This window comes from Streptomyces sp. NPDC001922 (assembly GCF_042891165.1).
Lineage (GTDB): Bacteria > Actinomycetota > Actinomycetes > Streptomycetales > Streptomycetaceae > Streptomyces.
On the sequence record NZ_JBIASV010000003.1, the window covers coordinates 280824 to 300655 of the forward strand.

Consider the following 19832-nt stretch of genomic DNA (forward strand, 5'->3'; position numbering starts at 1 on the left):
ACTGCGGCCCACCGGGGGTCCGGCGGACCGGCCGTCGTGGCACCGGCTCCCCGGACCGTCCCCCGCCCGGACGGCGCACCGCGCATCGCCCATGAGCATCAAATTCATGACAAATCCCCCATGTGCCACTTTGCCGGGACAGACACATGCTGCGAACCTGAATCACCTCACGGTGACGGTGTCGTCCCCACCCCACAGGAGAACCCCATGATTCTGTCCGTCTCAGGCGTCGTACTGCTCGCCATCATCGTCTTCCTGCTCTTCCGCAAGGACGGGCTCAAGGCCTCCCACGCCGTGGTCTGCGCGCTGTTCGGCTTCTTCCTGGCGGGCACGGCGATCGCTCCGAGCATCAAGGCGGGCAGCGCGAGCCTGGCCAGCCTGCTGGGCGGAATCAAGTTCTGAGGTCCGGCCGCGACGGCCGTCCCGTCCACCGACGTTGCACACCCCAGGAGACCGTTGTGGCCCGGCGCCCACTGCCCCGCATCCTGACCGGCGCACTCCTCGCGCGAAGCCGCGCGGCGGCCCGTGCCGCCGTCCACACCGCCGCGGACGTCCTGCATCCGCTCATCGTCGTGGTGCGCGGGCTGCGCCGCCTGGCGGCCGGCGGGCGGCGGCGGCTGTCCGCCGCGCCCCCGGACCGGCGGGGTCCCGCGCTGGTCATGCTGGCGGCCGGGGTGGTGGCGCTCGCGCTGCTGCCGTACGGGCCGGCGCTCATGATGGCGGGGGTCCTGGCGGCCGGAGCCTGGGCGGGGCGTGACCGGGACCCGGCGGAGACCGGCCCCAGCGAGGCCGAGAGCGGACGGCTGCAGGTCCTCCACGACGCCCTGGTGCCCTACTTCTCCGCGACCGACGATCCCGGCCCGCTGTACGCGCACGGAGGCGACTGGCAACAGGCCTTCTCCGCCTGGGATTTCGACGACGAGGGCCGGATCACGCTGCTGCACCTGCACTACCCGCCGTACTTCACCGACGGCGAGCCCGCCGCGCGGGCCCGGATCGAGAAGCTGCTCCACGCCAAGTCCGGGCGGGGCCGGGAGTACTTGTTCGACTGGAACGAGGAGCTGAACGAACTCGTCATGACGGTGCTGGAGCCGCTCCCCACCGACATCCGGGCCCAGCGTTTCGTCACCTCGCCCGCCGAGACGGTCCTGGGCTTCACCGACTCCGGCGACGTCCGGCGCACTGTGCCCGTGACCACCGACGACGCCCCGCGCGACGCCCCGCCGGTGATCTGGCGGACCGGTCCCCGCACCACGGAGCCGCATCTGCTCGCGCTCGGCAGGCCGGGCAGCGGCGTCAGCACGCTGCTGCGCTCGCTCGCCCTCCAGGGGCTGCGGCACGGCGACGTGCTGGTGGTGGACGGGAGCGGCACCGGCGAGTACGCCTGCCTGCTGGGCCGGGAGGGGGTACTGGCGGTGGAGAGCGGCCTCGCGGGGGCCCTGACGTCGCTGGAGTGGGCGGCCCACGAGACGGAGCGCCGGCTGATCGCCGCCAACCGGGCCCGCCAGCTGGGGCATCCGGCGCCGGAGGACACCCGTCGGCAGCTGTGGATCGTCCTCGACCGGCCCTCCGTGCTCAGCCAGGTCGCGGCCGCCGAGGGACGGACCGACCCGCAGGAGCTGCTCGGCATCCCGCTGCGGCACGGGCGGGCCGCCCAGGTCACCGTCTGCGTCGGTGACCAACTGGACTGCGCGGACCTGCTGGCCGACGCCGTGCGGTCGCACACCAGGGCGCGGGTGATCCTGGGAACGGCCACGGCCGAGGAGGTGACGGACGTGCTGGACCAGCCGCCGCACACCACCCCGCCCGCACACGTCCCGCCGGGGCGCGGCTACGCGCGGCTGGGTGCCGGGCCGGTGCACCGGCTCCAGGTGCCGGCCACCCCCGACCCGTACGACGACGAGGTGAGCGAGACGGACCGGCAGGCCGTTCTGGACCTGCTGCCGGAACCGGCCGGTCCGGAGCTGCCGGCCCAGCCCGCGGCCGCCGTGCACGCCGACAGCTGACCCGGCACGCCCCGCGGCCCCTCCTCCCGCTCGCACGCACCGGACCGTCCGCCGGATCGGTCCACTCCTGCGGGAGCCGGGCCGTCCGGGCTCGGGCCAGGGGTTCCGTCCGGCGGGGCGCGGACCACACCGGTCCGGTCCGGCCGGAGTCCGGAAGCCGGGCAGGGTCCGGCGGGAGGGCCGGAGGCCCGGACCGGCCCGACGAGGTCCGGGGCGGCCCGGGCCGCAGGGCCGACCGGGCTCAGGCCACCAGGCTGCGCGGTGTGTCCGTGGCGACCGGGGCACCCGTCTCCACCAGGTGAGCCGCCGCGGCGAGCCGGGCCGCGGCGGTCTCGGCGACCGCGCCGCCCACGGTGAACGGGAGCCGGACGAAGCCCTCGAAGGCGCCGTCCACCCCGAACCGCGGCCCGGACGGCACCCGCACCCCCATCCGTTCGCCCGCCTCGGCGATCCGGGAGCCGGAGAGACCGCCGGTGCGGGTCCACAGGGTGAGCCCGCCGCCCGGGACGGTGAACTCCCAGTCGGGCAGGTGCTGCCGGAGTGCGGCGACGAGCGCGTCGCGGTTCTCCCGTGCCTGCGCGCGGCGGATGTCCCCCGCCGCCTCCCAGCCGCCGTCGTTCAACAGCCAGGTGACGGCGAGCTGTTCGAGGACGGGTGAGCCCAGGTCGGCGTAGGCCCGGGCGGCGACCAGGCTGCGGATGACGTCCGGGGCGGCCCGGACCCAGCCGATGCGCAGCCCGGCCCAGAACGCCTTGCTGGCCGAGCCGACGGTGACGACCGTGCTGCCCGAGGGGTCGAACGCGGAGACCGGGCGCGGCAGTTCGGGGTCCGGGTCCAGCCACAGGTCGGACATCGTCTCGTCGGCGACGAGCACCGTGCCCGCCGAGCGGGCGGCGGCCACGAGGTCACGGCGCTGCTCCTCGGTGGCCAGCGCGCCGGTGGGGTTCTGGAAGTCGGCCATGACGTACGCCATGCGCGGAGCGGCGTCGCGCAGCACCTGCCGCCAGGCGGGAATGTCCCAGCCCGCCAGGCCGTCCGCCATCGCGACCGGCACCAGCCGGGCGCCCGCCTCCCGCATCAGCTGGAGGACATTGGCGTACGAGGGGGACTCGACGGCGACCCGCTCGCCGCGCCCGGCGAACAGATGACAGGTCGCGGTGACCGCCCCCATGGCCCCGGTGGTGACCATGATCTGCTCGGGCATGGTCGGGATACCGCGGGCGGTGTAGCGGTCGGCGAGGGCCTGCCGGAGGTCCTGGAGGCCGGCCGGGTAGTCGCCGTGCGTGTGGGCGTAGGCCGGGAGCTGCTCCAGGGCGCCCTGGAAGGCCCGGCTGAGCCAGGGTTCGGGCGCGGGCAGGGCGGCGCACCCGAGGTCGATCACGGATCCGGCGGCGTCCGGCGGCAGCGGGTCCAGGCCGCGGGTGGGCAGTGGGCTGCCGGCCGGGACGCAGGTCCAACTCCCCGCTCCGCGCCGCGACTCCAGGAAGCCGTCGGTGCGCAGCGCTTCGTACGCCGAGGCGACCGTGGTGCGGCTGAGCGCGAGAGCGGCGGCGAGTTCGCGCTCCGCGGGGAGCCGGGCGGCGACCGGCACGCGTCCTTCGAGGACGAGGAGACGCACGCCGTCGGCGAGGGCGCGGTAGGCGGGCAGCCGCCGCCCGGCCGCGGTCTCGCGCCCGCCGTCGGTCTGGGAGCGCAGTAGCCGGGCGAGTTGCGCGGCGCCCACCGCCGAAGTCCACTGACCCATGATCAGCAGTCCACCTTCCCTCGATTGGCCCTGGAACCACCGTGGCCCCAGGCCACAGGGTGTCATGAGTCAGGCCACTTCCACCAGCGTCACCCTTCCCTGGGAGCCCCCACATGTCCCGATGGTCGCGAACGACCCGGTCCGCACTCCCCCGCCGGCTCACCCGTCGCCTCGTGCAGCTCTACGTCGGACTGGTCCTCTACGGCATGAGCATGGCGCTCCAGCTGCGCGCCGGACTCGGCCTGGACCCGTGGGACGTCTTCCACCAGGGCGTCTCCAAGCACACGGGGCTGTCCATCGGCACGGTGTGCATCCTCGCCGGCGCCCTGGTGCTGCTGCTCTGGGTGCCGCTGCGGCAGCGCCCGGGGCTCGGAACGGTCTCCAACGTCGTGCTGATCGGCGTGGCGATGGACGCCACCCTGGCGCTCACGTCGGACGTGCGCGGGCTCGCCCTCCAGGTGCCGCTGCTGGTCTTCGCGATCGTGCTGAACGGCGTCGCGACGGGGCTCTACATCTCGGCGCGCTTCGGCCCCGGCCCCCGGGACGGCCTGATGACCGGGCTGCACAAGCGCACCGGCCGGTCGATCCGTCTGGTGCGCACCGGGCTCGAGGTCACCGTGCTGGTGACCGGCTGGCTGCTCGGCGGTTCGGTCGGCGTGGGCACGGTGGCGTTCGCGCTGGCCATCGGCCCGCTCTCGCAGGTGTTCCTCCGGGTCTTCGCGATTCCCGGGGCCGACGGGGAGCCTTCCCCGGTGGTGGCGCGGGGCGAGGTGAGGGAACAGGCGATACTGCCGCAGTGAATTCCGTACGCCATCCCTTCCTCGACCATCCGGCCCCGCTCGCCTTCGCCCACCGCGGCGGAACGGCCGACGGGCTGGAGAACACCGCGGCCGCGTTCCGGCGCGCGGTCGGCACCGGGTACCGCTACCTGGAGACCGATGTGCACGTCACCGCGGACGGCGCGCTGGTCGCCTTCCACGACGCGACCCTGGACCGGGTCACCGACGCCCGCGGGCGGATCGCGGACCTGCCCTGGTCCGAGGTGCGGCGGGCCCGGGTCGCCGGGACCGAGCCGCTCCCGCTGTTCGAGGAGTTGCTGGAGTCCTTCCCCGAGGCCCGCTGGAACGTGGACGTCAAGGCGGAGGCTGCGCTGATCCCGCTGCTCGAGCTGGTCCGCCGGACCGGAGCCTGGGACCGGGTCTGCGTGGGGTCCTTCTCCGAGGCGCGGGTGGCCCGGGCGCAGCGGCTGGCGGGGCCCCGGCTGGCGACGTCCTACGGCGTCCGGGGGGTGCTGGCGCTGCGGCTGCGCTCGCTGGGGCTGCCGGTCCGGCCGCGGCGTACGGCGGTCGCCGTGCAGGTGCCCGAGGCGCAGCCGGTCCCGGTGCTCGGCAGCCTCCGGGTGGTGGACCGGGCCTTCGTCCGGGCCGCGCACGCGCGGGGGCTCCAGGTGCACGTGTGGACGGTGAACGACGCGGATCGGATGGCAGCCCTGCTCGACCTGGGCGTCGATGGCATCATGACCGATCATCTCGACACATTGCGCACGGTACTGACCGACCGGGGAGCCTGGGCCTGACCCCGGGCCGCCGTGGTACGGCGGCCGACGGGGAGACGAGGGGCCGGGGATGGACAGCACGGACACGGCGGGGGACAGAGCGGCCGGGAGCGCGACCACGCCGGCGGAGCGGCGGCGGGAACAGCGGGGCTGGTACGTCTACGACTGGGCCGTCTCGGTCTACTCGACGAGCGTGGTCACGGTGTTCCTGGGGCCGTATCTGACGGCGGTGGCCCGGGCCGCCGCCGACGCGGACGGCTATGTACACCCGCTGGGCGTCCCGGTGCGGGCGGGCTCCTACTTCGCGTACGCGGTCTCGGCGTCCATCCTGCTGGCGGTGCTGGTGATGCCGCTGGCGGGGGCGGTCGCGGACCGGACGGGCCGCAAGAAGCCGATCCTCGCGGTGGCCGCCTACCTGGGGGCCGCGGCGACGACGGGGATGTTCTTCCTGGACGGGGAGCGCTATCTGCTCGGCGGAGCGCTGCTGATCGTGGCCAACGCCTCGCTGTCCGTCTCGATGGTGGTCTACAACGCGTTCCTGCCCCAGATAGCCGGGCCGGACGAACGGGACGCGGTCTCCTCGCGCGGCTGGGCCCTGGGCTACGCGGCCGGGGCGCTGGTGCTGGTCGCGAACCTGGTCCTGTACTCGGGGCACGACGGCTTCGGGGTGTCCGAGGGCACCGCGGTGCGGATCTCGCTGGCCACCGCGGGCCTGTGGTGGGGCGCGTTCGCCCTGATCCCGCTGCGGCGGCTGCGGGACCGGCGGCTGCCCGGCCGCACCCCGGCGGAGCGCGCCTCGCTGGGCCAGGGCCTGCGGCAACTCGTGGCGACCTTGCGGGACATGCGCCGGTATCCGCTGACGCTGATGTTCCTGCTCGCCTATCTCGTCTACAACGACGGGGTGCAGACCGTGATCTCCCAGGCCTCGGTGTACGGCTCGGAGGAGCTGGGGCTGGACCAGACGACCCTGATCCTGGCGATCCTCCTGGTCCAGGTGCTGGCGGTGGCAGGCGCGCTGGGCATGGGCCGGCTGGCCCGCCGGTACGGCGCGAAGCGCACGATTCTCGGCGCGCTGGCGGCCTGGACGGTGACGATCGGCGCGGGCTGCTTCCTGCCGGCGGGCGAGCCGGGGTGGTTCTTCGTGCTGGCGGCGGCGATCGGGATGGTGCTGGGCGGCAGCCAGGCCCTGTCGCGGTCGCTCTTCTCCCATCTGGTGCCACGCGGCAAGGAGGCCGAATACTTCTCGGCGTACGAGCTGAGCGACCGGGGTACGAGCTGGTTGGGGCCGCTGCTGTTCGGTCTGACCTACCAGCTGACCGGGAACTACCGGACGGCGATCATCTCGCTCGTGGTGTTCTTCGCACTGGGATTCGTGCTGCTCGCGCGGGTGCCGGTGCGGCGTGCGGTAGCGGCGGCGGGCAACCCCGTACCGGCCCGGATTTAGGGTCCAGAGCCGGAGGCGGTAGTGTACGCCCTTGGCCTGCCGGGTGGACCGTTACTGCGTGCTCAGGAAACGGGAACGCTGGGTGACATCTGCTGCCAGATGTGACAAACCGGGCGCCGGTGGGTACAACAAGGGGCGGCACGACGGGCGACGCATGTCCCGGAACGGGAATCTTCACCGCCGACCGGACGTTGACCGGATGACGACGACAGCGACACCTGTCCTGTGGGCTACAAGCCCGGGAGGCACGATTCATGAGTGAGCGAGCTCTCCGCGGCACGCGACTCGTGGTTACCAGCTACGAGACCGACCGCGGCATCGATCTGGCCCCGCGCCAGGCGGTGGAGTACGCATGCCAGAACGGACATCGATTCGAGATGCCGTTCTCGGTAGAGGCGGAAATTCCGCCGGAGTGGGAGTGCAAGGCGTGCGGCGCCATGGCACTCCTGGTGGACGGCGAGGGCCCTGAAGAGAAGAAGGGCAAGCCCGCGCGTACGCATTGGGACATGCTCATGGAGCGGCGCACCCGCGAGGAGCTGGAGGAGGTGCTGGCCGAGAGGCTGGCCGTTCTCCGCTCCGGCGCCATGAACATTGCCGTGCATCCGCGCGACAACCGCAAGTCCGCGTAGCGCCGAGGCGCCGCGCGAACCGCGCAGAGAGGCCGCGGGTCAGGGGCACCAGCCGGTGTCCCCGGCCCGCGGCTTTTGCATGCCCCGGCGACGGGCTCATCTTGCCGGCCCCGGCGACAGACAGGGTGGACGGGCCTCGCCCTGGGATGCCCGGGATGCCCAGGAGCCCGGGGTGCCCGGGGTGCCCGGGAGCGCGGGATGCCCGGGAGCGTGGCGGGCCCGCGGGAGCCCCACCGGCCCCGTCCCGGGCGACGGCTCAGTGCGTGAGCGGTGGGCGCGGCCCGTCCTCGTCGTGCGGGCGGCGCCCCGGCACGTCCGCGTCGTCCCGGACGACCTCGCCCTGGACGACCTTGCCGTCGGGGCGGTGCATCCGTGCCTGCTGGAAGGCGTCGCCGAAGGTCCCGGGCCGTGCGGTCCGCATCCGGCGCTCCAGTGACCGCTCCAGCGAGCGGTGCAGCAGCGTCCGCGTCGGCGGGAAGAGGCAGAGCAGTCCGAGCGCGTCCGAGATCAGCCCCGGGATCATCAGCAGCAGCCCGCCCAGCATGGGGAGCGTATTGCCGCTGCTCCGGTCGCCGTCGCGCGCCGGGTCGTCCTCCTGCCGGTCACCGGCCCCGCCGGCCTGAGCGGCCCGGAGGTCGGCGGTGAGCCCTCGCCAGGCCCGGCGGCCGGCCCGCTTGATCACATATCCGCCGAGCACCGCTCCGGCCACCAGCAGCAGCAGAACGGTGAGACCGCCGAAGGCCTCGCCCACCACGATGAGCAGCCACAGCTCCAGCACCAGCCAGGCGGCGACCGCCAGCGGCAGGAACCTGCGGGCGCGGGAGCGCCGGCGGCCGGGCTCTCGGCCCCGGGGCGAATTCTGGTGCGGTGTGCCGGTCGTCATGTGTCCCAGTGTGCCTGGGCCGGTGGCGGAATCGGAGCGGTGGGTCGGCCTCCGTACGCCGGGCCCGTGCATTCCGGCCGGGCTCCCGGGTACGCGAAGCGGACCGGCACGTATGCGCCCTCACGGGGCGCGGAAACGGAGTTGACCCCATGAACTGGCGCCAGAGCGCTGCCTGCATCGACGAGGACCCGGAACTCTTCTTCCCCATCGGCACGTCGGGCCCGGCGGCCCTGCAGGCCGAGGAGGCGAAGGCCGTCTGTGCGCGCTGTCCGGTCACGGACCAGTGCCTCGAATGGGCCCTGGAGAACAACCAGGACTCGGGTGTCTGGGGCGGTCTCGAGGAGAACGAACGCCGGGCACTGCGACGCCGCAACGCCCGGGCCCGCAGCCGGGCCCGGCGCTGACGCCGCCGGACGACCGGGGCAGCTGTCCGGTGCTGCCCCGGTCCGGCAGTCACCCGCCCGCGGCACCACGTTCCGTGGCCCCACCGCTCGGGCGGCGCGCGGCCGGGAACGCGGATGCGGGCGCCTGCGCGTGACGCCCCGCTGCACGCCCCATGCCCTGCTCCCTGTCCGGACCGGGGATGCACGCCCCCACCGCTTCAGCGGCCGGCGGCACGAGCTGGAGGTACCACTGCCGGCCGCCGCCTTCACGGGCCGCGCCCCAGTCGGCGACGGGACACCCCGCTGTTTCGACGCGGGCTGCCGACCGCGGCGGACCCATCGCCCACCCGGACGGGCTGCCGTGTCCCGCGCGCCCCAGGTCGGCGTGACGCCATGGCAGGACTCAGGCCGGGGTGACAGCCTCTCGCAACGCCCGCCACGGGGCCCGTCGGCGACGGCACTCGCGGCACGGGACATCCGGTGACAGGCTCTCCCAGTGACAGGCTCATGAGGCTCCTGGCAAAGGTCCCGACGCGTATGGCCGCGGCCACCGGATGCGGTGCCGTACGACGGCTGCCGCACCGGGCCGGTGTCGATCATCACGGTGACCGGCGCATGCCCGGCGGCCCCGCCGGGTACCCGCCCGCCCGGCACGAACCCCGTAAGCGAGTGAGGATGGGGCCATGAGCGAACGACCGAGCGAAGCTCCGGAAGGACACGGCAGCGAGGGCGTCCCCCGGGACCTGCCCGATCAGCAGGCTGACGCCGAGGCCGGCCCCGACCACTGGGACGCCGACGGGTCGTCCCTCGAGGACCGGGACGGGGAGCGGATGCCGGACACCGACGAGGCGGGCACCGGGCCGCGGGGAGCGCCGCAGCCGATCGGGGTGAACCCGGACGAGCCCGCCCCGGACGAGCCGACGGACTGACGTCGCACGCGGAGAGGCCCGGACGGTGTCCGGGCCCCTCCGCTTCCGTTCCACACCGGTTCGGCCCCTCCACGGCACCGCAGAGGGGCCGTACGGCCGCCGGCCGTCAGTCCGCCGCTTCGGCGCTTCGGCGCTTCGGCGCTTCGGCAGTGAGGCTTCGGCGCGCTTCGCCGCTGCGGCTCAGCGGTTGCGGCTCAGCGGTTGCGGAGCGCCGAGATGAGCTGGTCCTTCCACATGCCGGACCTGCCCTCGATACCGACCTTCCTGGCCTCGCGGTACAGGTCGTCCTTGGTCCGCCCCTCGTACGCCCCGGCCTTGCCGCCCTTACGCGCGGTGGCTCGGCGGGAGCCGCCGGCGTCGTTGGCGATCCTGGCGGCCTTCTCCTTGCTCGCGCCCTCACGGCGCAGGGCCTGGTAGGTCTTCTCGTCCTTGATCTGCGGGTCGGGCATGTGACAACACCTCCGGATGACGTGCGGGTACCCACCCCCGTCGTCAGAATGCCGCACGGAGGCTCGGCAGGAGAGTGCTGTGCGCCCATTCCGGGAAGGCGGGCCGGCTGTCCGCCGCCGATCCGGACCGGGGAGATCTCGGGCGGGGTCGGACCCCGACGGGTCCGGGTCGTGGCAGACGGGCAGTTGCCCCACCCGGGGCGTGCCCGCTCCTCCGTGCCGCGAGAACGCGTCGAGGCCTGGGGCTGTCCGACACATGCCGCGGGCCCGCCTGCAGGGCGGGCCCGCGGCGTCCGGTGCGTGCGCTCGCAAGGCGGAGGGTGGGGGTACCTCCCGGGCCGCCAGGCCCCCAAGGGGAGAGCGCGCAGCGGGCTGCACCGACGACCGACAACGCAGCGTGGGGGCACCTCCCGCGCTGCGAAGGGCCAGGGAGCGTGCGTGCCGGACACCGCGGGGCAGGCGGGATGCCTCGGGCAGGCCCTACGGGCCCGCGCCGTGGTCGCGGGCCGTCGCGGTCACCGGCCGCCGCGGCCCAGGAGGCGCTTCGCCCGGGAGGAGAGGCCCCAGCCGGTGACCCGCCACAGCGCTTCGACGAGGATGTCGCGGCTCATCTTGCTGTCCCCGAACTCACGTTCCACGAAGGTGATGGGCACCTCCACGATGTGGAAGCCCGCCTTCGCCGCCCGCCAGGCCAGGTCGACCTGGAAGCAGTAGCCCGCTGAGGCGACGGCCTCCATGCCCAGGCCCTCGAGGGTCTCCTTGCGGAAGGCCCGGTAGCCACCGGTGACATCGCGCATCGGGACGCCGAGCAGGACCCGGGAGTAGAGGCTGCCGCCGCGGGAGATGAACTCGCGGGACTTGGGCCAGTTCACCACCCGGCCGCCGGGCACCCAGCGGGAGCCGAGGACGAGGTCCGCGCTCTTGAGGGCGGTGAGCAGCCTCGGCAGTTCCTCGGGCCGGTGCGAGCCGTCGGCGTCCATCTCGACGAGGACGCCGTAGCCGTTCTCGATGCCCCAGCGGAATCCGGCCAGATAGGCCGCGCCGAGGCCCTCCTTGCCCTTGCGGTGCAGCACATGGACCTGCTCGTCCTCGGCCACCAGCTCATCGGCGAGCTTGCCCGTGCCGTCCGGGCTGTTGTCGTCGGCGACGAGGACGTGCGCCTCCGGCACCGCGGCCCGCACCCGCCCGACGATCGACTTGACGTTCTCCGCCTCGTTGTAGGTCGGGATGATCACCAGAGCCGTGCCGAGCGGACCGTACTGCCGCCCCTGCGCCCCGCTGCGCGGAACCGCGCCACCGTCGTTCACTTCTGCCCCTTCCCGTCCATTCGTCCCCGCCGGCCGATCATGATCCCGGCGGCGCAGGCCAGAAGGCCCACCATAGCGAGAGCCCACTCCGGACCTGCGCCGACGCGGTCGGCGACCGTCGTGTCGTCACGCAGGGGCAGGCGCGCGGAGAGCACGTCGCGGGTGAACTCCGCGGTCCGCTGCTCGACCGTGCCGTCGGGGGCGACGACGGCGCTGATGCCGCTGGTGGCGGCGGTGACCACGGCCCGGCCGTGCTCGACGGCCCGCAGCCGGGACATGGCGAGCTGCTGGTCGGGCTGGCCGGTGCGGCCGTAGGTGGCGTTGTTGGTCTGGACGACGAGGGCGCGGGCCCCCTTCTGCACCGTGTCCCGGACGATCTCGTCGTAGGCGACCTCGAAGCAGATGACGTCGCCGATCCGGGCCGGCCCGGCCTGGAGGACGCCGGTGCGGTCGCCGGGGTAGAAGTCGCGGGGCACCCGCTGGAGCCGGGTGATCACCTTGCTGAGCTGGTCGCGGAAGGGGACGTACTCGCCGAACGGCACGGGGTGCTGCTTGGTGTAGGAGGCTCCGGGGCCGGTCCGGGGGTCCCAGACGATGCCCTGGTTCTCGACGTAGCCCTCCTTGCCCGGGTGGTCGATGAGGGCGCCGACCAGGACGGGGACCCCGATCGCCTTGACCGCCCGGTCGATCCGGTCGTACGCCTCCCGGTACTGGAACGGGTCGAGGTCGGAGGAGTTCTCCGGCCAGATCACCAGGTCGGGCCGTTCGGCCCGGCCTTCCTTCACCCGCTTCGCCAGGTCGAGGGTGGCGTCGACATGGTTGTTCAGGATCTTCATCGGACGGCCCAGGAAGTTCATCCCGGGCTGCTCGACATTGCCCTGGACGACGGCGACGTCGACGTGGTCGTCGGCGGCGGTGGGGACGGGAACCGCGTAACCGGCGACCGCGACGCTCACCGCGAGGACCGCGGCGCCGGCTCCGGGCAGCGCGGACCGGAGGCCGCGCGGCGCCCGCCGCAGGCGCGGGGCGCCCACGGCCGCGGCGGCCAGCAGCATGCCGCTCAGCGCGACAGCGAAGGTGACCAGCGCGGCGCCGCCGAGGGCCGCGTACGGGGTGAACGACGAGCCGGTGTTGGCGAACGCCAGCCGCCCCCAGGGGAATCCCCCGAACGGAATCCGGTCGCGCGCCCACTCCTCGGCGACCCACAGGCAGGCGCCCCACAGCGGCCACAGCGGCAGCCGGGAGACGACGGCCAGGCCCGCGCCGAGGGCGGCGAGGAAGAGCCCCTCGATGACGGAGAGGCCGACGACCGCGTCGTAGCCGACCACATGGAGCCAGCGGAGCAGCACGAAGAAGAACGGCAGGCCGAAGGCGAAGCCGGTCCAGGCGCCCTGCCGGGCGGTGCGGCCCCGGGTCAGGAGGCCCAGCCCGGCCACGGCGAGCACCGACAGCGGCCACCAGCCGTAGGGCGGGAAGGCCAGGGCGAGCGCCGCCCCGGCGACGGCGGCGGCAGCGGTGCGCGGCGCCTCGCGGCGCACGGCCCGCCCGGTCCGGTGCGCCCGGCCGGTCGCGGCGCCGGCCCCCGCCGGTTCCCCGGCGGGCACGTCGGAGCCCTCCGCGGGCACGTCGGAGCCGGTTGCCGCGTCCGCGTGGTCGGCGGCGCGGTCGGTCTCCGCCCCGGCGGCGGAGCCGCCCGGCACCGCGAGGTCTGCCTCGCGGCGTCCGGAAGCTGCGCCTCCGGAGGCACGGGCGGTGGTGGTATCGGGACCCGATGGCACGGTCGCGGCCTTCCTTGCAGGTCGTGCAGTCGTCTGGTGACGGTACATCGCGAAGGCGGGGCCATGGGCCCGGCGGGGACACCCCGCTTCGGAAGCTGCCGCTCGTTTTCCTGCCGGGCGGGATGCCGGGCGGCAGGGCAACAGTGACCAGGCCGGTCCGTAAAAGCGCCGGGGCTGTCCGAACCGAGGGCGAGCGGCACACCGGCGCGCAGCACCGCGACGGGTACGGCGCGGCCACGGGTGCTGCGGGGACGTCACGGAACGCGGGCGGGGATACGCGGGGAGCGGGAAACGGACGGCGGGCGGCGGGACGCGGGAAGTGAGGCGGGCACGAGGATCCCGGGAAGCGCCGGTACGCGGAGGCCGTCCGGCCGGGGGCGGGAGGCGACGGGAGGCACCGGGCCGCGCGCCCGCCGTGCCGGATCGAACGGATGGGGGCCCGGCGCCCTTCGGGCCGACCTGGGACCCGCTGGCTGCGGATCGACCGAGAGCCGTTGTCTACTGAACGTCCGGGCCCCACCCGGGTCGCACCTGCCGACCGGCCGATACCCCCCTCGCCCCCGTGGCGCGGACGCTGGACCTGGCTCCCAGTGGCGGTGCACCGTGCGGCGCACCGCCCCAATGCCCAGCGGCGTGCGGCGACTGCGTGGAGATTCTTCTCCGGTCGGACGTCCTGTGGTGGACTCGGCCGAACCTACCGGCCGCCGCCCGCGTTCTGTCAACAGCCGCTTGACCTGCGCCTCTTGCTCGATTCGGCAGGTCAGTGGGGAAGATCCGCAGGTGACGCGACGGACCGGCACCCGGAGTTCCGGCCGCGCGCCACCCCGGTACGTCACTCGTTCGGCCGTGCGAAGACCGTGTGTCCGCCCACCACGGTGCGCAGGCAGACGGGCAGTTCGGCCCCCGGGGTGAGGTCGGGCAGCCCGGGGGTGCCGGAGCGGGGGTCGGTCGACCAGTTGGCGACGCGGGTGTCGGGGACCTGAACGACCAGGTCCGAGGCCTGCCAGACGGCGTAGTCGGCGGGGGCCCCGGGCACGAGCACCCCGGCGTCGTCGCGGCCCACGGCCCGCCAACCGCCCCGGGTGTGGGCGGTGAACGCGGCCCGGACCGAGATGCGGTGCTCGGGGGTGCGGTGGAAGGCGGCGGCCCGGATCGTGCCCCACGGGTCCAGCGGGGTGACGGGGCTGTCCGAACCGAGGGCGAGCGGCACACCGGCGCGCAGCATCGCGGCGTACGGATTCAGGGTGCGGGCCCGCTCGGCGCCGAGCCGTCGGGCGTACATGCCGTCCGCTCCGCCCCAGGCGGCGTCGAAGGCGGGCTGCACCGAGGCGGTCAGGCCCAGTTCGGCGAAGTCGGCGATGGTCTCCGGGGTGAGCATCTCGGCGTGCTCGACCCGGTGGCGGGCGGCGCGGACGGCGGCCAGGCCGAGGCGTTCGGCGGCGCCCCGGACTCCGGACGCGACGGCGGTGAGCGCGGCGTCGCCGATGGCGTGGAAACCGGCCTGGAGCCCGGCCTCGGTGCAGGCGGCGACATGGGCGGCGATGGCCGGGGCGTCCAGGTACGCGGTGCCGGTGTGCGGCCCGCCGCCGGGGGCATCGGGCGGGACATCGGCGTACGGCTCGTGGAGGCAGGCGGTGTGCGATCCGAGGGAACCGTCGACGAAGAGGTCTCCCCCGGCGCCGACCGCGCCGAGCTCCCGGATCCGGGCGGCGTCCTCCGCGTTCCGGATCTGCTCCGCCCAGTACCCGAGGACCCGGGGCCCGCGCTCGGTCGCGGCGAGTTCGAGCAGGCCGGTGAAGTCGTCCGCACCGGAGATGTCGGGGCCGCCGCACTCGTGGACGGTGCCGATGCCGAGCGAGGCGGCACGGCGCAGGGCGGCCCGCTGGGCCTCGGCCCGCTGTCCGGGGGTGACGGCGGCCTGCGCGGCCCGCCGCACGGCGTGGTGGGCCTCCCGGGTGAGCGGTCCCTCGGGGCTGTGGCCGGGGAGACCGGCAACGCCCGGGACGAGGTCCAGCAGGGCGCCGGTGACCACCGCCGAGTGCACGTCCACCCGGGTGAGATAGAGGGGCCGGCCGTTCACGGCGGCCTCCAGCTCCGCACGGGACGGGGGCCGCTGCTCGGGCCACCGGGTGGCGTCCCAGCCGTGGCCGAGGAGGACGCGGTCCCCGGGGCGGTCGGCGGCGAACGCCCGCACCCGGTCCAGGGCCTCGGCGAGCGTCCGGGCGCCGGAGAGGTCGAGTCCGGTGAGCGCGAGCCCCGTCGCGGTGGTGTGCACATGCGCATCGGTGAAGGCCGGGGTGACGAGGGCCCCCTCGAGGTCCACGATCTCGTCGACGCCGTCGGCGAAGGCGTCCGCGGCCCCCTCGGACCCCACCCACGCGACCGCGCCGCCCTCGACGACCATGGCGGTGGCGAACGGGTCGGCGGGACTGTGGACGGTTCCGCCGCGCAGCAGCAGCGTGCGGGGGGCGTCGTCCTGGCGCGTGGGGCTCTCACTCATGACGGTCAGTGTCTCCCGCGCGCGGGCGGATGCCCGCCCCGGGGTCGGACGGCGACCGCCTGCGTGCCCCCTCGTCCCGCGGCGCCCGGTCAGATACGGGGCGGGCGGGCCTCGTACGGCGTGGAGAGCACCACCGTGGTGCGGGTGGAGACACCGGACTGGGAGCGGATCCGGGTGAGGAGGTGCTCCAGCTCCAGCGGGGTGGCGACCCGCACCTTGAGGATGTAGTTCTCGTCGCCCGCCACGCTGTGGCACGCCTCGATCTCGGCGATGTCGGCGAGCCGGTCCGCGATGTCGTCCGGGGCGCTCGGGTCGAAGGGCTTGACCGAGATGAACGCGGTCAGCGGAAGGCCGACGGCTTCGGGATCGACGACGGCCGCGTACCCGCGGATGACACCCCGCTGCTCCAGCCTGCGGACGCGCTGATGCACCGCCGACGTGGACAGGCCGGTGGCCTTGCCCAGGTCGGTGTAGCTCATGCGCCCGTCCTTGACGAGCAATTCCACAATCTGCCGGTCCAGTTCCTCCACACCGCAAGAACCTACAGCGCCGGTGCCCCCTTGGCACACCTGGCCTCCGGCCGTACACGGCTTCGATCGGGGCCCGGCGCGCCCCGCGCGCGGGTCCGCCGGCCCCTCCTGGGCGGAACGGGGCCGTCCGCACGCTGCCCGGCGGGGACGGTCGGCCGGTGGCCGGTCACGGCCGGTAGGCGGTCACACTCGGTTGCCCGCGGACACCGGCGAGTGGCAGTGTTCCATGGCAGGACACGACGGGGGAGATCTTCATGATGCAGGAACTGTCCACCGGTATCCGGTTATCCGTCAGCGAGTTCGGCGACCCGGAGGCGGAGCCGCTGCTGATGGTGACGGGGGCGGGCGGCTCGAAGGACGGCTGGGGCCCGCTGATCCGGGCGCTGGCCACCCGCTACCGGCTGATCTGCTTCGACTGCCGCGGGCTGGGCGAGTCGGACGCCGGCGACGGGCCGCTCTCCATGGACGCGCTCGCGGACGACATGGCCGCGCTGCTGGACGCCCTCGGCATCGCCCGGACCCATGTGCTGGCCTGGTCGTTCGGGTCGGGTGTGGCCCAGGCCTTCGCGCTGCGGCACGCCGAGCGGCTGGGGGCGCTCGTCCTCTGGTCGACCTGGGGCCGTACCGACGGGTACATGCAGGCGATGTTCACGGCCCTGCGGTACCCGTTCGCCCGCCGCGACCCCGAGACCGCGGTCTCCGTGCTCCGCCTCGTCTTCTCCCCCGAGCTGCTCGGGTCGCCGGCCTCCGGGGAGCTGCTGGAGGAGCTGGTGCCGCTGTTCCCGCGCACCGAGGAACAGCTGCGGACGACGGTGGAGCAGTGGGACGCGGCCCTCGCGCACGACACCCTGGACCGGCTGCCGTCCATCACCGGGCCGACGCTGGTCGTGGCCGGGGAGAAGGACGTGCTCTGCCCTCCACGGATGGGTCAGGCGGTCGCCGCGCGGCTGCCGGACGCTCGGTACGAGGTGTTCTGCGGGCCGGGTTCCAGCCATGCTCTGGGGCTGGAGCGGCCGGACGAGTTCAGCACCCTGGTCTTCGGCTTCCTGGCGGACCACCCGCTGGCCGCTCTCGCCGGAGCACGCTGAGGCCCGGCCCGGGCCTGCACGAGCCTGCACGGGCCTGCACGAGCCTGCACGGGCCGGGGCCGGGCCGTGCAGGGCCACGGACAGCCGGGCCGGGGTGCGGCCGCCCCGCACGTCCCCGCTCAACCCCGCTTCGGCGCGGACGAGTTCGCCGCTCCGTTGCTCCCGGGGATCCGGGGCGCGAACTCCGGTGCACGACAGGTCGGTCGCGATGACGGACTTGACGGATCCCCCGCGGCCCTGACCACAGGTTTCGTGACCGGCCGGCCGACGCGACCACCTCGAACGGTCGCCGATCCGTCAGACGTCCTTCGTTTGCGAGGCGCAGGCCGGCGATGCGCCCCGAGCAGCTCACGGGCGAGCCGGGAGCACCACCCAGACCATGTGACGAACGCCACATAACTCGGGCGGGGTCCCCCGGAGCGTCGCGGTTACCTGTCGGGCGGTCAGGGAAATGGTTGCTGTGGTCGAGGCCGCAGTGCCTTGCCGGCCCATCTGAGGGGGAGAAGAACCATGCGCAGCCTGAAGCGCCCCGGTCGCAGCGACCGCATCCAGAGCTCGTCCGTCGACGCGGACCTCGTGCCGGACGGCCTCGATGCCGACGACGAGAGCGACGAGGACAGTACCGGCACCTACGAGATATTCCGGGTCATCTGCCCGGACTGCGCGCGGGCGATCGCGCTGCTCGCCGAGGAGGAGGTCCTCCCGCAACACGCCCTGTGCCCGACGCCGTGGAACCCGTTCGGCCTCGAGGTCTGCCCGGGGACGGGCCGCGGGGTCGCCGGGACGACGCCTGCCGACGGCACTCCGGCCGCCCAGGAGCAGGACGCCGCGATGCTGCTGACGCTGCCGGAGGGCCTGGACTGGCGCCGCCAGCCGTTCTCCCACGTGGGCGGCCCGGGTTCCCGGCCGCTGCGGGTGCCGGCCCGCTCGTAAGGCCCCCTGGGGGCCGGCCCTTCGCCCGGCGCACCGCCGGGCTCCGGCCCCGGGAACCATCCGCACGCGTCAGGCGGCCGGGCCTGTCCGGCGTCCACGCACCCGCCCCGCACGGGAGGCGGGTGAGGTCACGTCAGCCGATGTCCGCGCCAGGCCGGTCCCGCATGCGGTTCCGGCCCGGCCCCGCCGTCGAGCCCCCAGTGGGACCGGCCGGCGCCCACGGGCCGCGGGAGGACGGCGCGGACGCCCCGGGAAGTCCCGCACCGCCGCGAGCCCCCGCACGGCCAAGGAGCCATCCGCGCGGTGAGGACGAACCGTGTCACCCGCCTCGCGTTGACCGCTTCCCTGGCATCACGCCCGGCCCGCCGCGCCCCACGGGGCTCCGGCGACGAGCCGGGAGGTGATCCGCCCGCGCCCCGGCCGGGATCCCGTGACAGGACCCCGCCGGACTCGCGCGCTTCGGCATCGCCCGCGCCGGCTCGCGCCGACGAAGGACGCTAGCTGCTCTCCGGCCCCGCCAGGTGCCGGGCGATCACCATGCGCTGGATCTGGTTGGTACCCTCCACGATCTGCAGGACCTTGGCCTCCCGCATGTACCGCTCGGCGGGGAAGTCCGCGGTGTAGCCGTAGCCGCCGAGCACCTGGACGGCGTCGGTCGTCACCTTCATGGCCGTATCGGTGCAGAAGAGTTTGGCCATCGCCGCCTGCTTCGAGAACGGCAGGCCCGCGTCCCGCAGCCGCGCCGCGGCGAGGTACAGGGCGCGGCCGGCCTCGATCTGGGTCCCCATGTCGGCGAGCATGAAGCGCAGGCCCTGGAAGTCGGCGATCGGGCGGCCGAACTGCTGCCGGTCGGCGGCGTAGACCAGCGCCTCGTCCAGGGCGGCCTGGGCCACTCCGATGGCGCAGGCGGCGATGCCGAGCCGGCCGGAGTCGAGGGCGGACAGCGCGACGGCGAAGCCCTGGCCCTCGTCCCCGACGCGACGGGCGTCGGGGACCCGGACCCCGTCGAAGTGCAGTTGGGCCGTGGGCGATCCCTTCATGCCCATCTTGCGCTCGGGTGCCGCGGCGGACAGGCCGGGGGCGTCACCGGGGACGAGGAACGCAGTGATGCCCTTGGCGCCCTCACCGCCGGTCCGGGCGAGGACCGTGTAGAAGTCGGCGATGCCGCCGTGGGTGATCCACGCCTTGGTGCCGTCGATGACCCAGTCGTCGCCGTCCCGGACCGCGCGGGTGCGCAGGGACGCGGCGTCGGAGCCGGAGGCGGGCTCGGAGAGACAGTACGCACCGAGGAGACCGCCGCCGAGCATGGCCGGGAGGTGCTCGGTGCGCTGCTCCTTGGTGCCGAACGCGGCGACGGCGTGGCAGGCGAGGGTGTGGACGCTGACGCCCAGGCCGACCGTCAGGCGGGTCGCGGCGAGCTCCTCCAGGACCTGGAGGTAGACCTCGTAGGGCTGGGCGCCGCCGCCGTACTCCTCCTCGTACGGCAGGCCGAGGAGACCGGCCTCGGAGAGGAGGGAGAAGACCTCGCGGGGGAAGCGGCTCTCCGCCTCCTCCTCGGCCGCGTGCGGCGCGATCTCCCGCTGCGCCAGCTCGCGGACGAGACCGAAGAGATCCCGGGCCTCCTCGGTGGGCAGTTGGCGTTCCACCGGCTGTGCGGCGCGGTCGGTCATGGCG

General features: G+C 74.4%; 18 protein-coding genes. 10 read left to right on the top strand and 8 right to left on the bottom strand.

The features are described from left to right. Positions 1-207 precede the first annotated feature (207 nt). Entirely contained in the window at positions 208-402 is a 195-nt protein-coding gene (locus ACFYYR_RS06745) for a hypothetical protein (protein ID WP_388847688.1), read from the top strand. A gap of 56 nt (positions 403-458) precedes the next feature. Continuing rightward, a complete protein-coding gene (locus ACFYYR_RS06750) occupies positions 459-2006 on the top strand; it encodes a hypothetical protein (protein ID WP_388847690.1) in 1548 nt (515 codons plus the stop codon). A 241-nt stretch (positions 2007-2247) separates the two neighbouring features. On the opposite strand, the gene ACFYYR_RS06755 is transcribed toward ACFYYR_RS06750, so the two are convergent. Beyond that, complete coding sequence (locus tag ACFYYR_RS06755) at positions 2248-3750, bottom strand: PLP-dependent aminotransferase family protein (RefSeq protein WP_388847692.1); 1503 nt, start codon at positions 3748-3750, stop codon at positions 2248-2250. A gap of 113 nt (positions 3751-3863) precedes the next feature. Here ACFYYR_RS06755 and ACFYYR_RS06760 point away from each other — a divergent pair, with 113 nt between their 5' ends. From ACFYYR_RS06760 to ACFYYR_RS06775, 4 genes are all read left to right on the top strand, one after another. Next, positions 3864-4550: a YitT family protein gene (locus ACFYYR_RS06760; protein WP_388847694.1), complete on the top strand. Its 687-nt coding sequence runs from the start codon at positions 3864-3866 to the stop codon at positions 4548-4550. Next, the gene (locus tag ACFYYR_RS06765; protein WP_388847696.1) at positions 4547-5326 is read left to right on the top strand and encodes a glycerophosphodiester phosphodiesterase; all 780 of its coding nucleotides are present in this window, start codon (positions 4547-4549) and stop codon (positions 5324-5326) included. Before ACFYYR_RS06760 ends, ACFYYR_RS06765 begins: the two co-directional genes overlap by 4 nt. A 49-nt stretch (positions 5327-5375) precedes the next feature. Then, positions 5376-6749, top strand: coding sequence for an MFS transporter (locus ACFYYR_RS06770; protein ID WP_388847698.1), 1374 nt, complete (start codon positions 5376-5378; stop codon positions 6747-6749). Positions 6750-7003: 254 nt separating this feature from the next. Then, complete coding sequence (locus tag ACFYYR_RS06775; protein ID WP_388847700.1) at positions 7004-7378, top strand: RNA polymerase-binding protein RbpA; 375 nt, start codon at positions 7004-7006, stop codon at positions 7376-7378. 256 nt (positions 7379-7634) lie between these two features. Here ACFYYR_RS06775 and fxsA read toward each other — a convergent pair whose 3' ends face one another. Next, positions 7635-8261, bottom strand: a complete 627-nt coding sequence (gene fxsA, locus ACFYYR_RS06780) for an FxsA family membrane protein (protein WP_388847702.1) — start codon at positions 8259-8261, stop codon at positions 7635-7637. Between the two features lie 149 nt (positions 8262-8410). Here fxsA and ACFYYR_RS06785 point away from each other — a divergent pair, with 149 nt between their 5' ends. Both ACFYYR_RS06785 and ACFYYR_RS06790 read left to right on the top strand, forming a co-directional pair. Then, positions 8411-8665 carry a WhiB family transcriptional regulator gene (locus ACFYYR_RS06785; RefSeq protein WP_388847704.1) on the top strand — a complete coding sequence of 85 codons (255 nt, stop codon included), beginning with the start codon at positions 8411-8413 and terminating at the stop codon, positions 8663-8665. Between the two features lie 662 nt (positions 8666-9327). Next, on the top strand, positions 9328-9573 hold the full coding sequence (locus tag ACFYYR_RS06790; RefSeq protein ID WP_388847706.1) for a hypothetical protein: 246 nt from the start codon (positions 9328-9330) through the stop codon (positions 9571-9573). A 194-nt stretch (positions 9574-9767) separates the two neighbouring features. Here ACFYYR_RS06790 and ACFYYR_RS06795 read toward each other — a convergent pair whose 3' ends face one another. The 5 genes from ACFYYR_RS06795 to ACFYYR_RS06815 form a co-directional block, all read right to left on the bottom strand. Continuing rightward, entirely contained in the window at positions 9768-10022 is a 255-nt protein-coding gene (locus ACFYYR_RS06795) for a Rho termination factor (RefSeq protein ID WP_388848135.1), read from the bottom strand. A gap of 515 nt (positions 10023-10537) precedes the next feature. Beyond that, positions 10538-11329 carry a polyprenol monophosphomannose synthase gene (locus ACFYYR_RS06800; protein WP_388847708.1) on the bottom strand — a complete coding sequence of 264 codons (792 nt, stop codon included), beginning with the start codon at positions 11327-11329 and terminating at the stop codon, positions 10538-10540. Further along, positions 11326-13107 (bottom strand): apolipoprotein N-acyltransferase, encoded by a 1782-nt coding sequence (gene lnt, locus ACFYYR_RS06805; protein ID WP_388847710.1) that lies wholly within the window; start codon positions 13105-13107, stop codon positions 11326-11328. Before lnt ends, ACFYYR_RS06800 begins: the two co-directional genes overlap by 4 nt. Positions 13108-13939: 832 nt before the next feature. Beyond that, complete coding sequence (locus ACFYYR_RS06810) at positions 13940-15607, bottom strand: amidohydrolase (RefSeq protein WP_388847712.1); 1668 nt, start codon at positions 15605-15607, stop codon at positions 13940-13942. Positions 15608-15696: 89 nt separating this feature from the next. Further along, positions 15697-16137, bottom strand: coding sequence for an Lrp/AsnC family transcriptional regulator (locus ACFYYR_RS06815; protein ID WP_351503947.1), 441 nt, complete (start codon positions 16135-16137; stop codon positions 15697-15699). Between the two features lie 254 nt (positions 16138-16391). Between ACFYYR_RS06815 and ACFYYR_RS06820 the strand changes: the two genes are divergently transcribed. Beyond that, on the top strand, positions 16392-17225 hold the full coding sequence (locus ACFYYR_RS06820) for an alpha/beta fold hydrolase (protein WP_388847714.1): 834 nt from the start codon (positions 16392-16394) through the stop codon (positions 17223-17225). A gap of 510 nt (positions 17226-17735) precedes the next feature. Further along, positions 17736-18158 carry a hypothetical protein gene (locus ACFYYR_RS06825; protein ID WP_388847716.1) on the top strand — a complete coding sequence of 141 codons (423 nt, stop codon included), beginning with the start codon at positions 17736-17738 and terminating at the stop codon, positions 18156-18158. 497 nt (positions 18159-18655) lie between these two features. Here ACFYYR_RS06825 and ACFYYR_RS06830 read toward each other — a convergent pair whose 3' ends face one another. Next, a complete protein-coding gene (locus ACFYYR_RS06830; RefSeq protein WP_388847718.1) occupies positions 18656-19828 on the bottom strand; it encodes an acyl-CoA dehydrogenase family protein in 1173 nt (390 codons plus the stop codon). Positions 19829-19832 lie beyond the last annotated feature (4 nt).

Coding starts and splice junctions, on each gene's coding strand:
- ACFYYR_RS06755 (WP_388847692.1), bottom strand. CDS start 3,750: ATGGGTCAGTGGACTTCGGCGGTGGGCGCCGCGCAACTCGCCCGGCTA.
- ACFYYR_RS06770 (WP_388847698.1), top strand. CDS start 5,376: ATGGACAGCACGGACACGGCGGGGGACAGAGCGGCCGGGAGCGCGACC.
- ACFYYR_RS06830 (WP_388847718.1), bottom strand. CDS start 19,828: ATGACCGACCGCGCCGCACAGCCGGTGGAACGCCAACTGCCCACCGAG.
- ACFYYR_RS06790 (WP_388847706.1), top strand. CDS start 9,328: ATGAGCGAACGACCGAGCGAAGCTCCGGAAGGACACGGCAGCGAGGGC.
- ACFYYR_RS06795 (WP_388848135.1), bottom strand. CDS start 10,022: ATGCCCGACCCGCAGATCAAGGACGAGAAGACCTACCAGGCCCTGCGC.
- ACFYYR_RS06785 (WP_388847704.1), top strand. CDS start 8,411: ATGAACTGGCGCCAGAGCGCTGCCTGCATCGACGAGGACCCGGAACTC.
- fxsA (WP_388847702.1), bottom strand. CDS start 8,261: ATGACGACCGGCACACCGCACCAGAATTCGCCCCGGGGCCGAGAGCCC.
- ACFYYR_RS06745 (WP_388847688.1), top strand. CDS start 208: ATGATTCTGTCCGTCTCAGGCGTCGTACTGCTCGCCATCATCGTCTTC.
- ACFYYR_RS06825 (WP_388847716.1), top strand. CDS start 17,736: ATGCGCAGCCTGAAGCGCCCCGGTCGCAGCGACCGCATCCAGAGCTCG.
- ACFYYR_RS06810 (WP_388847712.1), bottom strand. CDS start 15,607: ATGAGTGAGAGCCCCACGCGCCAGGACGACGCCCCCCGCACGCTGCTG.
- ACFYYR_RS06775 (WP_388847700.1), top strand. CDS start 7,004: ATGAGTGAGCGAGCTCTCCGCGGCACGCGACTCGTGGTTACCAGCTAC.
- ACFYYR_RS06760 (WP_388847694.1), top strand. CDS start 3,864: ATGTCCCGATGGTCGCGAACGACCCGGTCCGCACTCCCCCGCCGGCTC.
- ACFYYR_RS06820 (WP_388847714.1), top strand. CDS start 16,392: ATGATGCAGGAACTGTCCACCGGTATCCGGTTATCCGTCAGCGAGTTC.